Source organism: Enterococcus sp. SB12 (assembly GCF_030910025.2).
GTDB lineage: Bacteria > Bacillota > Bacilli > Lactobacillales > Enterococcaceae > Enterococcus_B > Enterococcus_B faecium.
On the sequence record NZ_CP175675.1, the window covers coordinates 1,261,464 to 1,275,729 of the forward strand.

The 14,266-nt window shown below is 37.3% G+C and carries 7 protein-coding genes and 5 pseudogenes; 4 read left to right on the plus strand and 8 right to left on the minus strand.

The genetic code is table 11. The features are described from left to right. The first annotated feature begins 75 nt into the window (after window positions 1–75). Both RBL01_RS06265 and RBL01_RS06270 read left to right on the plus strand, forming a co-directional pair. Window positions 76–960 (plus strand): annotated as a pseudogene (locus RBL01_RS06265) (LCP family protein). 125 nt (window positions 961–1,085) lie between these two features. After that, a complete protein-coding gene (locus tag RBL01_RS06270; protein ID WP_002298470.1) occupies window positions 1,086–3,122 on the plus strand; it encodes a penicillin-binding transpeptidase domain-containing protein in 2,037 nt (678 codons plus the stop codon). A 108-nt stretch (window positions 3,123–3,230) separates the two neighbouring features. Here RBL01_RS06270 and RBL01_RS06275 read toward each other — a convergent pair whose 3' ends face one another. The 8 genes and pseudogenes from RBL01_RS06275 to RBL01_RS06310 form a co-directional block, all read right to left on the minus strand. Next, on the minus strand, window positions 3,231–4,382 hold the full coding sequence (locus tag RBL01_RS06275; protein ID WP_002298469.1) for a cation:proton antiporter: 1,152 nt from the start codon (window positions 4,380–4,382) through the stop codon (window positions 3,231–3,233). Between the two features lie 24 nt (window positions 4,383–4,406). Then, window positions 4,407–5,366, minus strand: coding sequence for an IS30-like element IS6770 family transposase (locus tag RBL01_RS06280; protein ID WP_002293280.1), 960 nt, complete (start codon window positions 5,364–5,366; stop codon window positions 4,407–4,409). A 274-nt stretch (window positions 5,367–5,640) separates the two neighbouring features. Beyond that, window positions 5,641–6,932 (minus strand): annotated as a pseudogene (locus RBL01_RS06285) (ISL3-like element IS1251 family transposase). A 177-nt stretch (window positions 6,933–7,109) separates the two neighbouring features. After that, window positions 7,110–7,637, minus strand: coding sequence for a DUF308 domain-containing protein (locus tag RBL01_RS06290; RefSeq protein ID WP_002298468.1), 528 nt, complete (start codon window positions 7,635–7,637; stop codon window positions 7,110–7,112). A gap of 98 nt (window positions 7,638–7,735) precedes the next feature. After that, window positions 7,736–8,086 (minus strand): annotated as a pseudogene (locus RBL01_RS06295) (DUF2200 domain-containing protein). 275 nt (window positions 8,087–8,361) lie between these two features. Further along, window positions 8,362–9,891: pseudogene (gene ahpF / locus RBL01_RS06300) on the minus strand (alkyl hydroperoxide reductase subunit F). 9 nt (window positions 9,892–9,900) lie between these two features. After that, window positions 9,901–10,464: pseudogene (gene ahpC, locus RBL01_RS06305) on the minus strand (alkyl hydroperoxide reductase subunit C). A gap of 143 nt (window positions 10,465–10,607) precedes the next feature. Further along, on the minus strand, window positions 10,608–11,270 hold the full coding sequence (locus RBL01_RS06310) for a GntR family transcriptional regulator (protein ID WP_002298465.1): 663 nt from the start codon (window positions 11,268–11,270) through the stop codon (window positions 10,608–10,610). 183 nt (window positions 11,271–11,453) lie between these two features. Here RBL01_RS06310 and RBL01_RS06315 point away from each other — a divergent pair, with 183 nt between their 5' ends. Next, window positions 11,454–13,100, plus strand: coding sequence for a mannitol dehydrogenase family protein (locus RBL01_RS06315; protein WP_002324065.1), 1,647 nt, complete (start codon window positions 11,454–11,456; stop codon window positions 13,098–13,100). Next, on the plus strand, window positions 13,091–14,173 hold the full coding sequence (gene uxuA / locus RBL01_RS06320) for a mannonate dehydratase (RefSeq protein WP_002327896.1): 1,083 nt from the start codon (window positions 13,091–13,093) through the stop codon (window positions 14,171–14,173). The genes RBL01_RS06315 and uxuA overlap by 10 nt, the downstream gene beginning before the upstream one ends. Window positions 14,174–14,266: the final 93 nt, after the last annotated feature.

Sequence of the window (14,266 nt, forward strand, 5' to 3'; positions counted from 1 at the left end):
TCTCAGTTTGAATTATCATAAAGTACAATCTTTTATTTTTCAAGCGAGAGGTTCTTTTAGAAAGAGGAATTCGCAATGAAAGTATCTCAAAAAATCATATTATCTATTTTGTTACTGCTTACATTAGTAGTTGGCTATTTTTCGATTGAGTTTATCCATGGATTTTCGTCTGCAAAACAGAGTTCAACTGTGAAAAAGGTAGAGCCGAAAAGTGTCCCTACCACACTAAATGTGGCTTTGATTGGTTCAGATGCTCGTTCGAAAGACGAAAACGGTCGCTCGGATTCACTTCTGGTTGCACAATACAACCAGAAAACACAACAAGCAAAACTGATCTCTACCATGAGAGATTCATATGTCGATATTCCAGGTTACGGAATGAATAAGATAAATGCAGCTTACTCTTATGGGGGAGTTGATTTATTAAATCAAACATTAAAGGAAAATTTCAAATTTTAAGCTCCCTATTATGCAAGTATCACATTTCAAGATTTTATCGATTGCGTTAATGAACTGTTTCCTGGTGGAGTCAAGATCGATGCAGAAAAATCTCTAGATTTAGATGGCGTATATATAAACAAAGGAGAGCAAGTGATGGATGGTAATACTTTACTCCAGTATGCTCGATTTCGGGAAGACAAAGAAGGAGACTTCGGGAGGATCAGAAGGCAGCAGCAAGTGATCAAAGCTATCTCTCAGCAGCTGAAAGACGTAACTTCAATATTCAAGCTACCCAAAGCGGTTGGGAAATTACTTGGTAGTATCCAAACGAACCTTCCAGAAAGTGTGCTTCTGGATTGTGGTATGGATTTCCTCAAAAACAATAATAAAAAGATCGATACATTATCCGTACCAGTAGACGGCAGTTGGGACTTCAACGACAATACGCCTTCCGGAAGTGTTCTGGAATTAGATTTGACCAAAAACCAAGAAGCAATCAAAAAATTTCTGAATAATTAAGTAAAGAAAATAAAAGAAGTTAGAAATAACAATCTATGTTATGTTCTGACTTCTTTTATTATGTTAGAATAAACAGTTATAAATAGTGAAAATAAAGGAATGACAAGCAAGAGAAGGAGGAAAAAATGAAAAGAAGTGACAAGCACGGCAAAAATCGAACAGGCGCTTATATTGCCGGCGCAGTGATCTTAATAGCAGCTGCGGGTGGCGGTTATTTTTACTACCAGCACTATCAAGAAACCCAAGCAGTAGAAGCTGGAGAAAAGACAGTTGAGCAATTTGTCCAAGCTTTGAACAAGGGAGATTATAACAAAGCTGCAGAAATGGCATCAAAAAAGGCGGCAAATAAAAGTGCATTATCTGAAAAAGAGATCTTAGAGAAATACCAGAATATATACGGTGCTGCTGATGTCAAAGGACTTCAGATATCGAATCTAAAAGTAGATAAAAAAGACGATTCTACTTACAGTTTTTCATATAAAGCAAAGATGAATACCTCATTAGGTGAATTGAAAGATCTTTCTTATAAAGGAACATTAGACAGAAATGATGGTCAAACCACGATCAACTGGCAACCCAACTTGGTTTTTCCAGAAATGGAAGGAAATGACAAAGTAAGCCTGACCACACAAGAAGCAGCAAGAGGGAATATTATAGATCGAAATGGTGAACCATTAGCAACAACAGGCAAACTAAAACAATTAGGAGTCGTTCCAAGTAAACTTGGAGATGGAGACGAAAAAACAGCCAATATCAAAGCGATTGCTTCCTCCTTCGACTTAACAGAAGATGCTATCAATCAGGCAATTTCACAAAGCTGGGTACAACCCGATTACTTTGTCCCATTGAAAATCATTGATGGAGCAACGCCAGAACTTCCAGCTGGAGCTACCATTCAAGAAGTAGACGGCAGATATTATCCTTTGGGTGAAGCAGCTGCTCAGCTGATTGGTTACGTGGGAGATATCACAGCAGAAGATATTGATAAGAATCCAGAATTAAGCAGTAATGGAAAAATCGGTCGCTCAGGTTTGGAGATGGCTTTTGATAAGGATCTTCGTGGGACAACAGGTGGGAAATTAAGCATTACAGATGCAGACGGTGTAGAGAAAAAAGTTCTGATCGAACATGAAGTTCAAAATGGCAAAGATATCAAATTGACAATCGATGCGAAGGCACAAAAAACAGCTTTTGACAGTCTAGGAGGAAAAGCTGGATCAACTGTTGCGACAACGCCAAAAACCGGTGATCTTCTTGCGCTTGCTAGCTCTCCAAGCTATGATCCAAACAAAATGACAAACGGGATCTCACAAGAAGATTACAAATCTTATGAAGAAAATCCTGAACAGCCATTCATCAGCCGATTTGCGACAGGTTATGCTCCTGGATCTACGTTTAAAATGATTACAGCAGCAATCGGTCTTGACAACGGCACTATCGATCCAAATGAAGTGTTGACGATCAACGGGCTTAAATGGCAAAAAGACAGTTCTTGGGGATCTTATCAAGTAACGCGTGTCAGTGATGTATCACAAGTAGACTTAAAAACTGCTTTGATCTATTCCGATAATATATATATGGCACAAGAAACGTTGAAAATGGGTGAGAAAAAATTTCGTATAGGCTTAGATAAATTCATTTTTGGTGAAGACCTTGATTTGCCAATTAGTATGAATCCAGCACAAATTTCTAATGAAGATAGCTTTAACTCAGATATCTTGCTAGCTGATACTGGATATGGACAGGGCGAACTTCTAATTAATCCTATCCAGCAAGCAGCAATGTATTCTGTTTTTGCCAACAATGGCACACTTGTCTATCCTAAATTGATTGCAGATAAAGAGACAAAAGATAAGAAGAATGTCATCGGCGAAACAGCAGTACAAACGATCGTGCCAGATCTGAGAGAAGTTGTGCAAGATGTAAATGGTACAGCACATTCTCTTTCTGCTTTAGGGATTCCGTTGGCAGCGAAAACTGGTACAGCGGAAATCAAAGAAAAACAGGATGAAAAAGGGAAAGAGAACAGTTTCTTGTTTGCTTTCAATCCTGATAACCAAGGTTATATGATGGTCAGCATGTTGGAAAATAAAGAAGATGATGATTCAGCAACCAAACGAGCACCGGAACTATTGCAATACCTCAACCAAAATTATCAATAAAAAATTGCTTTTTAAGTACAGTAAAAGGACTGTGGCGTTATCGTCACAGTCCTTTTTTCAAATAAACGGTTTTCACGATGTCTCTTTCACAACTTCTTTTTGATTTACTCACACTTCATAAACTTTTTTTGTAAAATATTTTAGAACAAGTGGAGAAATAAGTGTACTTAATAAAATCACGATAACTAAAGGTGAATAGTACTGTGGTTCGATCAATTGACTTTGCTGTCCAATTTGTAAAATGATCAAAGCCATTTCTCCACGAGAGATCATACCAGCACCGACCATCAATGAACTATGTTGAGAAAAACCGGCAATCTGAGCACCAAAATACCCTCCAAGCAATTTGGTCAAAATCGCTACAAGCGTCAATATAGAAATAAAGAGTAGTTGTTCACTAAAGTCAGAAAAATCAACTTCTAATCCTACACTGACAAAAAATACTGGTATAAATACTGCATATCCTAAAGCCTCTACATTGTGGTATACTTCTTCTTTAACCTTTGTCTGACTGACAGCTATCCCTGCAAAAAAAGCACCAATGACAGAGCTAAGCCCAACAAGATCCGCTACGTAAGACATTCCTAAACAAATAACTAGCGATACGATGATAATAGAAGAATTTGCGTACACTTTTTCTGCAAATGAAAGTAGGAAAGGCGCAATCCATTTGACTAATAAGAAAATAAAAACAAAATAAATTAGCTGTTCAATCAAAACAAGCGGTAAAGAAGCATTGCTAGAAGCTTCCCCCGTTAGAAAAGATAGGCTGAAACTTAGAACTAAAACGACTAAAATGTCATCTACCACAGAAGCACCCAAAATTGTTGATCCTTCTTTTGTATTCACTACGTTTAGTTCTTTTAATACTTCTACTGAAATACTGACAGAAGTTGCCGCAAGAATAATCCCAAAGAAAATCGCTTCATTTCCCGAAACTTGGAATGCTTCGCCTGTCAACCAGCCAAAAACAACCGGGAAGATGATCCCAAGCAAAGCAACGAACATACCAGGTCGGAAATATTTTTTCAAAAGAGATAAATCACTTTCCAGACCAGCTAAAAACATTAATAAGATCACACCAATCTCCGAAAAGTCATGGACTAGAATATCAGGTTTGACCCAATTCAATCCAGCTTGGCCTAGCAAAACACCAACAAGTAATTGTCCAATCACTGCTGGGATACCTAATCTCCGCGAGATATGTGAGCCAATCGTTGTTGAAATCAATATCAGGCATAAAATACCAATAAATTCCATTCTCATCATTCCTTTTATGATTTGTCAAATTAAGCTAGAATAAAATGCTTCTTGTACATAGCTCAAAAATATTTCGATTGGTGTTCTGTAATTCAATGATTTTCTTGGAATATGATTACGTTGATTGCTGACACTGGAAATAAATGTCTGATTCACTTCTCTAAAATCCATTGATTTCGGCAGTCCATTACGACGCAGAATCCCGTTAGAATTCTCGTTTAATGGGCGTTGAGAAGGTGTTCCAGGGTCCGCAAAATATATATCAATATCATGTTGGTTACTAATGGCTTTCCAGTTAGAAAATTCTTTTCCACAGTCAAACGTAATAGATTTAAAGAAGTTTTTAGGGAAGCGAGAAAACCATTGATTAAGGGCAGTTTCAATATCTAATGCCTTACGGCCGTTGGGTTTAATCGTGATAATGACTTTAGATAACCTTTCAACTAAAGTAATGACGGCACTTTTATGATGAATGCCAACGATCGTATCACCTTCAAGGTGACCAAACTCAGAATTGAAATCAGGATAATTATCAGGTCGATCATGGATTGAGCGCTGATACTGTTGTTTTCCCCGTTTTTCCTGATGGCCATTGGGTTTTCTTTTACCTTTCATCGGTAGTGTGTCAATATCAAATATTCCTTTAGAAAATAAACGATAAAGTGTTCTCATACCGCATGAAACAGGCCTTTCTTTTCGCCCGATAATGACGTCAGGCGTCCAACCAAGAGTGACTTTCTCTTTAATGTAATCTACTTCATGAGCAGGTAATTGAATGACTTTTCTCCCACATTTTTTCTTATTTTCTTTATACTGGTGCCAATAATCAAGAGCAGTCTTGCCTTGCTTGAACTTATTGACTACATTATAAATAGTTTGTATAGCACGTCCCATTCGGTTAGCGATTTCAACCGGCTTATTATGTTGAAGATAATATGATTCTATCATTGTCAGTTCGTCTATGGTAAGATGTTTGTAGGTCATTTATGGTTACACTCCTTTGTTTTCTTTCGTCGGAAATACAATTTGAGTGTACCATAAATGCCTTTTTATTTTTCTAACTTAATTTTACAATTCGCGTTTGTATAAAATATAGCCTGAACTTAGCATAACATACATTATTGAAAAAATAGGAAAATATACTCACAAAAAAACCAACAATCCAAAAGATTTTTTTGGGCTCTTTGTCAAATGATGTTGGTAAAGAGAAATCTTAGAATAATTGGAGATCAAGTGGATCAGTTCCTCTTGATCTTTTTTAGTTGAAAATCAATGCGTTGCCATGACGAATCATGATGCGCAATTTGAAATTATAAAAGCTACGAAAGCCATATGCATTTCGTTTTAACACTTTGATATGGTTGTTCAGACATTCAAGTGGGCCATTTGAATAACTTTGTTGTAAAGCATTTTTGATTTGTGGCAGAAATTTCTGGAACGTTCTCAAGGTCGTCTGATAGCCTTCGGGAAGCATGATATTATTGGTAAGTAGTTCTTCAAACGATACGTAGTCTCGTTCCTTTACAGCGTAAAGAAAGTCTTGATATAACTGATAGCCTACACGCAAAGCAGGGCTCCCTTTCAGTAAGCGATCCACAATATCGGTCTCTGTTAAATGAGCTTTGAAGCCAGGTCGCCAAAGGCGTCGAGTATAATCAAGCTTGCGTTCATCTTTTTGAAGAAGTTTCCAGTATCTTTTTAATTGCTTACCTAATTGATAGTGTTTTTGTTCTTTGCTTTTTAATAGTTGGTTCGTTTCTTTGATTCGATGATTGCGAAAGGTACGACCAATATGTTGGACGATGTGAAACCGGTCAATAATCAGCTGTGCTTTTGGAAACAGCTTTTTAACGAGCGATACATAAGGAGCGTACATATCAATCACGATCCATTCGACCGCTTCACGAATTTCTCGTGAAAAATGACTAAAATAACGTTTTAAAAAAGGCAGTTGTCGGTTCTCGACAATGTCCAATAAGCGCTGTGTTTGTCCATCCATCATGATGAAACTCATAGCACCTGAAACACCCCGAACTGATTTGAATTCATCAAAACAAAGTACCTTAGGTAACGGTGTCCGAAAAGGATTCAACGGACGATAAAATCGCTTCATAATACGGTAAACAGAAGAGACCGATAGATTTTTCTGAGCGGCGATCTCTGTCATTGAGGTATTTTTTTTCAGACGAGTCACGACAGACCAGCGGACTTTCTCACTGATGAAACAATGTTTTTCGCAACAGAAGTATCTGCGACAAAGGTCCGCTGACAAGCTTTGCATTTGAAGCGTTGCTTTTTCAATTCGAGGTAGGTACGGTATTCAGAAACATCGTTCATTAACAACCGGACGGTTGTTGTACCCCAACGCACAATATCTGAAGCAATCTGGTGTTTACAGTGGATGCATTCTTGGGCTGTATAAATCAAGTTTCCACGATAAATATGACAGATTTGCCCTTTGTATTTTTCTTTTGTGAGACAATTTTCGTTAAAAGTAACTGATAAGTCTAGAATATCTAATGTTTCTTTGATAAGGTGAGTGTAAGACATCTTGATTCCTCCTTTTGGGTTGGTTCGCCAAATTAATTCTAAAGGATTTCAAGGTGTCTTTTCTATATGTTTTGGAAAATAAAAAAGATGCTGGTGTCATCCACCAACATCAAAAAGTATAGAGCCTTTTTTTGGATTGTTGGTTTTTATACGGTCTATTTTAATAACTAAAAATGATTAACGTATAGTCATTTTTCTTATTCTGATGAAATTGATAATCTCCTGGATGCCCATGAAAATCAAAATAAAGCCGAATATTTGGAATAGAAGCATCAAACTTTTGAATGGATTGAACAATAAGACGAATCCGCCAATCAACAACAGAATACTATAAACACTCCAACTTTTAGCTTTTGTATTCATGCTGAAGAACAACTGGAACAAGCTGTTGATGATAACAGCTAATCCAAGAAGAATCGGCAGGATAGAAACGATTGCAGGTGCAAAAGCATAGACGATCAGCGCTAAGATCAGGAAAAAAAGACCACTGAACAGACCGATACTCCAAGAACCTGTTTTTCTTTTAAAACGGTAAGCCTCAAAAAGATTCAACAATCCAAGTAAAACAAGATAGGCAGTGATCAGATAACCGATAAAATGAAAAACTGCCGATGGAGCAATTACGATCGCAATCCCAGAAATAATATAAACAGCAGCTCTTAATAAGGCGTATTTTTGAATATTTTGTTTAATCGTCTCAAACATATAAGAAAACCTCCTTTGACTTATTTTAACGTGAACTAGTCATTTTACCAAATTAAATGTTACAAAATGAGCGAAGGAGAAGAATATCTCTGGAAAAATCAACTTCTGAGGATCTTTTCCATTTTTTTGCCTTTTGCTAGCTCATCGATCATTTTATCTAAATAACGAATTTCTTTCATCAAGTTATCCTCGATGTCTTCTACTCGTACACCACAAACAACACCTGTAATCTAGGAACGTGAAGGATTGGGGACAGGGGCTTCCGCAAAAAATTGTTCGAAAGTCACTTGTTTTTGTAGTTGATATTCTAGTTCTGTTTGGGAATAACCCGTCAGCCAACAAATGATTTCATCTATTTCCTCTTTTATACGATCTTTTCTCTCCGCTTTTGCTACATACATAGGATAAACGCTTGCAAAACTTGTCGTAAAAATACGATTTTGTGCCATAATCAGTCACCTTTCTTTTTTTCAAATTATTTACTACTTATAGTATATAAGAAAAAGAGAAGAAAAAGCGATTATTCAAAAAAACAAAAAGGATTGTGACAAAATTCTTGTCACAATCCTTTTTTCCGAGTAAACGGTGTTGTCCTGTCAACTCCTCGGTCACAAGTCACAATATTCAACAAACATGAGAAACTGTTTATTAAATTGTTCCTTGTGACTCGGAGCGAAACGGCAGGCTTACAACCTCTATCTGTCTTTTGTATAATCTTCATCGCTCAAGTGCGCATCAAATAATCGAAGGCTCCTAAAGCTGCAGTAGCTCCTGAACCCATTGAAACAATGATTTGTTTGTATGGACTATCTGTACAATCACCAGCTGCGAAAACACCGGGGATATTCGTCGCGCCATTTTTCTCAGTCACTATTTCATTTCTTGGGTTCATTTCGATTGTTCCATCTAGCCAATCCGTGTTAGGAAGTAAACCGACTAAAATGAATACACCTGAAACAGCTAGAGTATGCAACTCTTTCGTATGTTGATCGATATAGGAGAGAGATTCGACCTGATTCGACCCGCTGATTTCTTTCGTCGCTGCATTTTTGATAACAGTGACATTCGCAAGAGAAACTAGTTTATCCTGTAAAACTTGATCTGCTTTTAATTCGGGTAAGAATTCTAGAACATAAACATGTTTTGCTAACCCAGCTAGATCAATCGCTGCTTCAACACCAGAATTACCACCATCGATTACAGCAATCTCTTTTCCTTTAAATAAAGGGCCGTCACAGTGTGGGCAATAAGCAATTCCTTTATTTTTAAACTCTTTTTCGCCTGGTACATTGATAGAACGCCAGTGCGCACCTGTCGCGATGATTGCGGTTTTTGCTTTAAGTGATATACCGTTAGCTAAGCCAATATTAATAAAATGTTGCTCTTTATTTAAGGAAACGGCCTGTTGATTCATCATAATGTCGATAGGGTAACTACGCACATGACTTTCTACTTGCTGCATCAATTTTGGACCTTCTGTGTAAGGGGGACCAATCATATTTTCAATCCCGAGTGTTTCAACGATTTGTCCGCCGAAAGAATCAGCGACAAGTCCTGTACGGATTCCTTTACGTGCTGCATAGATAGCTGCACTACTAGCTGCTGGTCCACCGCCAATCACTAATACATCATAAGGTTCTTTTTCAAACAACTCTTCTTCAATCAAAGGGCCAGTGATTTTTTCAACAATTTGTTCGATCGTCATGCGTCCGCTACTAAATTCTTCTCCATTTAAAAACACAGTTGGCACTGCCATGATTTTTTTATCATCGATTTCTTTTTGGAACATCCCGCCTTCAATCATCGTATGAGTAATATTTGGATTTAATACAGCTAATATATTCAATGCCTGTACAACGTCGGGGCAATTATGACAAGTCAAGCTAACATAACTGTCAAAATGCAATGTTTGTGTTATTTTTTTGATTTTAAGACTCAAAGATTCACTGATTTTCGGTGCCCGTCCACTAATTTGTAACATAGCCAGTAAAAAAGAGGAAAATTCATGACCGAGGGGGATACCAGAGAAAACGATTCCATTTTCTTTGCCAACTGGATTGATAGAAAAACTAGGTGTTCGCATCGAATCTCTTTTTTCTCAAGAGATTTTAGGAGACATTTCTGCTATTTCCTTCGTAAATTCAGCTAGTTTTTGACTCTTTTCACTAGTATCCAAACTAACAGAAAAAACAATAGGAGATTCAATCAGTGCTAAATATTGTTCGAGATTTTGTTTAGTTTCTTTGTCTAACATATCCACCACCTAAATCTTTCCAACAAGATCAAAACTTGGTTTCAATGTTTCGCCACTTTCTTTCCATTTTGCCGGACAAACTTCACCTGGGTGGGTACGTACATATTGAGCAGCGCGAATCTTATCAATCAGTGCACTAGCGTCACGACCGATTCCATCTGCATTGATTTCCATAGCTTGAACGATTCCGTCTGGATCAATAATAAATGTTCCTCGCTGAGCTAATCCTTGCTCTTCATCCAAAACATCAAAAATACGAGAAATCTGATGAGACGGATCACCGATCATCACGTATTCGATTTTACCGATAGCATCTGATGTATCATGCCATGCTTTGTGAGTAAAGTGGGTATCGGTAGAGCAAGAAAAGACTTAAACACCTAAAGATTTCAATGTACTGTATTGTTCTTGTAAGTCTTCTAATTCAGTAGGACAAACAAAAGTAAAATCAGCTGGATAGAAGCAAAGAATACTCCAGTTCCCCATAAGATCTTTTTCACTGACTTCTAAAAATTCTCCTTGATGATAAGCATGTGCATTAAATTCTTCGATTTTTTTCCCAATCAATGACATAGTAAAACCTCCAATAATAATTATTTATTTATAATTATTGTAATTTAGCTGGAGTTGCAAAGTCAATGGATATTTTGTTATTTAATAAAGATTACTCAAAAACGAAGGTTAATTATAAAAATAGAAGAGGTCGCAAGAAAATGCTACTGCTGGAAATACTCGGGATAACGTTGAGTAACAGTTTCCTGTTCTTTCAGCATCATGTGTAAGTGCAATCCCGTTTGAAATCGAGCTTCTTCTGGTTTTTTATCAACTAAAGCCTTGAGTAAATCATAATGTTGTTCCATGATCATTTCCCATGGAAGCCCCTGAATGGTCACTCGTAACCAGCGGAAACGTTCTAAATGGGTATTATGGTCATCTAACCAGTTCCAAACTTCTTTTCTTCCTGCAATTTCGAAACAAGCTTCATGAAATAAATTATCTGCACGGAAAAAAGCGCGTTCGTCATTTATTTTGACTGCTTTTTCTTGTTCTTCTAAAATCGTTTCTAGCACTATTCGTGTTTGTGTGTCCAATTTGGAACAACATTCAATCATGATTTGTTCTTCCAACTGTTCTCGGACAAAGCGAGCATTTTCTGCAGAAACAAGATTAATTTTTGAAACATACGTACCACTTTGAGGTATCGTATACACGAGTTCTTGCTGACGTAGTTGAATCAATGCTTCGCGAATGGGAGTCCGGCCGATAGCAAGATGTTCCTCCAGTGCCTTTTCAGATATTTTCCTTCCAGGTTCTAAGTCAGCATAGATAATTTGTTTACGAATCGCTTGATAAGCTTGAGATTGCAAGCTGCTTTTCATTTTTATACCTCCAAAATCATTTCTATGAACGTAGTATAACAGAAGAGGTCTGAAAAATAATCTGATATGTCACATTAACCAGGAAATTTGTATAAATAGTAAAATTTTGGTTGAAATAGCGATTTTTATTGCATAAAATTCACTTGAATACAAAAACTAATATGTTAGTTTAGGAGGGTAAAAATGATTGATTTAAACAACTGGAGGAACTTTATTCCTGAATTATCTCAAAAAGAAGTAGAAATACCTCATTTTGACCGTGCATCATTAAGAGAAAATAGACAAAAAAATCCTGTCTGGATCCATTTCGGTGGCGGAAATCTTTATCGAGGATTTCATGCAGAAATCGCTCAACGTTTAGCGGATCTAGGCGAATTGTCCACTGGTGTCATTGTTTGTGAAACATTCGATGAAGAAATAATTGAAAGGGCTTACCAAGATTTTGATGATTTGATTCTTGAAGTGGTCATGCCAAGCAGTGGAGAGTTCGTCAAACGTATATTAGCTGCGACAGCTGACAGTCTGTATTGTCATCCAGATTGTTCTGAACACTTTGATAAGATGATTCGACACTTTGAAAATCCTAGTTTACAATTAGTTACTTTTGCTATTACTGAAAAAGGTTATCGATTGAAAGATACAAATAATAAATATATAGGACCGATTGCAGTCGATATAAAAAATGGTCCAAAGAAGCCATCACATACAATGAGTATTCTTGCTGTGCTACTTTATAAACGTTTTCTATCTGGAGCTTGGCCGATTGCACTTGTCTCTACAGATAATTTTTCACAAAACGGTAGTCAATTACGTACTTCTTTGCTAACGATCGCAAAAGAATGGCAAAAGGAAGGTTATGTACAAAATACATTTATCCAATACTTATCGAATGAAGAAATTGTTGCGTTTCCATGGACGATGATTGATCGTATCACCCCGAATCCTTCCTTGTCAGTTAGCAAAATGTTGGCAAAAGAAGGCTTTTCAAATATGTCGATTTTCCAAACCGCAAAAGGAAATAATATTGCTCCATTTGTCAATACAGAGGACATCCATTATTTAATCATGGAAGATCATTTTCCCAATGGACGTCCGAAATTCGAAAAAGCTGGGGTATTCTTGACTGATCGTGCAACGGTAGATAAAGCAGATACGATGAAGGTGACGACTTGCCTTAATCCTTTGCATACGTCTTTAGCTATTATGGGTTGTTTACTGGGGTATAGGAGCATAGCTGAGGAGATGAAAGATCCAGATTTATCGCTGCTAGTTTCTGAAATCGGGTACAATGAAGGCCTCCCAGTTGTGGAGTCTCCAGGTATCATTGATCCAAAGATCTTTCTGGAAGAAGTAATTACTGTGCGCTTTTCTAATCCAAATATTCCTGATATGCCTCAGCGAATCGCCACGGATACCTCTCAAAAGGTGGCGATTCGTTATGGTGAGACGATTAAAAAATATATGGAAATAGAAGTTAAAGACCCGCAGACACTTGTATTCATACCATTGACTCTCGCTGCTTGGCTTCGATACCTTATTGGCATTGATGATCAAGGAAAACCATTCATCCCGAGTCCAGACCCACTATTGACAGACCTTCAGCATAAGCTTTCCGATATTCAACTGGGTACGCAAGATACATCACATATTCATGAGAAAATGGCTCCTATTTTGTCAAATAAAGAAATTTTTGGTGTAGATCTTTACCAAGCAGAGCTTGGCAGAAAAATAGAAGAAATGTTCATCAAGATGGTAGCAGGACCAAATGCCGTACGAAAAACATTACAGGATTACTTACAAGAACATGGAGGAAATTTATCATGGAAATGACTTTTAGATGGTACGGATCACAGGAAGAAAAGATTACCTTAGATGAAATCAGACAGATTCCTGCGGTCAAAGGGATTGTAGGCACATTGATGGATATACCAGTAGGAGAGGTATGGCCTAGGGAGAGGATCAAAGAACTAAAAGAAGAAATTGAGTCTCGTGGGTTAACACTAAAAGTAATTGAAAGCGTCAATGTGCATGATGCCATTAAAATTGGATTACCTTCCCGTGAGCAGTATATCGAAAACTATAAGCAGACAATCCGAAACTTGGCAGAATATGGAATAGAAGTCATCTGCTATAATTTTATGCCTGTATTTGACTGGGTGAAATCTGACCTTGACTACCGCTTAGAAGACGGCTCATCCACGTTAGCTTTTATATCTGATGATATTCCAGATGATCCAAGAGAAATCGTCGCGCGCATCGAACATTCCAGCAATGAATTTGAATTGCCGGGATGGGAACCTGAGCGCTTAGCTCCTATCAAATCCTTGCTTGAAGCCTATGCATCAGTAGACGAAGAAAAACTTCGAGAAAATTTTGCCTATTTTCTCCAATCAATCATCCCAACATGTGAAGAGGTAGGGGTCAAAATGGCTGTACATCCAGATGATCCGCCATACTCGATTTTTGGATTAGCTCGAATCGTAAAGAATCGAGAAGATTTAGATTGGTTGTGTCGCATAGTAGACAGCCCTTATAACGGAATCACTCTTTGTACAGGGAGTATTGCAGAAGATCCAGAAAATGATGTATATGGGATTTTAGCAGAATTTTGTCAAAGAGATCGAATCCCATTTGCACATGTTCGAAATATTAAATTTTTAGCTAATCGAGATTTCTATGAGGCACCACATAAATCCGAATACGGTTCATTAGACATGTACCGCATACTAAAAACAATGTATGACAACGGATTTAACGGATACATCCGTCCTGATCATGGAAGAATGATCTGGAATGAGACAGGAAGACCAGGATACGGCTTATATGATCGAGCATTAGGTGCTGTTTATCTAAATGGATTATGGGAAGCAATCGAAAAAGGAAACAAAAGTAAAGATAATTAGTGAAAAAAACTGTAATTTTATTATGTAAATAAGAAGGATGTTCAAATTCTTGATACATAAATCCGGAGGTTGTTAATAAGCATTCGGATTTAT

What these genes read in the sequence shown, in the direction of transcription:
- RBL01_RS06270 (WP_002298470.1), top strand. Translation starts at nt 1,086, where the DNA reads ATGAAAAGAAGTGACAAGCACGGCAAAAATCGAACAGGCGCTTATATT.
- RBL01_RS06275 (WP_002298469.1), bottom strand. Translation starts at nt 4,382, where the DNA reads ATGGAATTTATTGGTATTTTATGCCTGATATTGATTTCAACAACGATT.
- RBL01_RS06280 (WP_002293280.1), bottom strand. Translation starts at nt 5,366, where the DNA reads ATGACCTACAAACATCTTACCATAGACGAACTGACAATGATAGAATCA.
- RBL01_RS06290 (WP_002298468.1), bottom strand. Translation starts at nt 7,637, where the DNA reads ATGTTTGAGACGATTAAACAAAATATTCAAAAATACGCCTTATTAAGA.
- RBL01_RS06310 (WP_002298465.1), bottom strand. Translation starts at nt 11,270, where the DNA reads ATGAAAAGCAGCTTGCAATCTCAAGCTTATCAAGCGATTCGTAAACAA.
- RBL01_RS06315 (WP_002324065.1), top strand. Translation starts at nt 11,454, where the DNA reads ATGATTGATTTAAACAACTGGAGGAACTTTATTCCTGAATTATCTCAA.
- uxuA (WP_002327896.1), top strand. Translation starts at nt 13,091, where the DNA reads ATGGAAATGACTTTTAGATGGTACGGATCACAGGAAGAAAAGATTACC.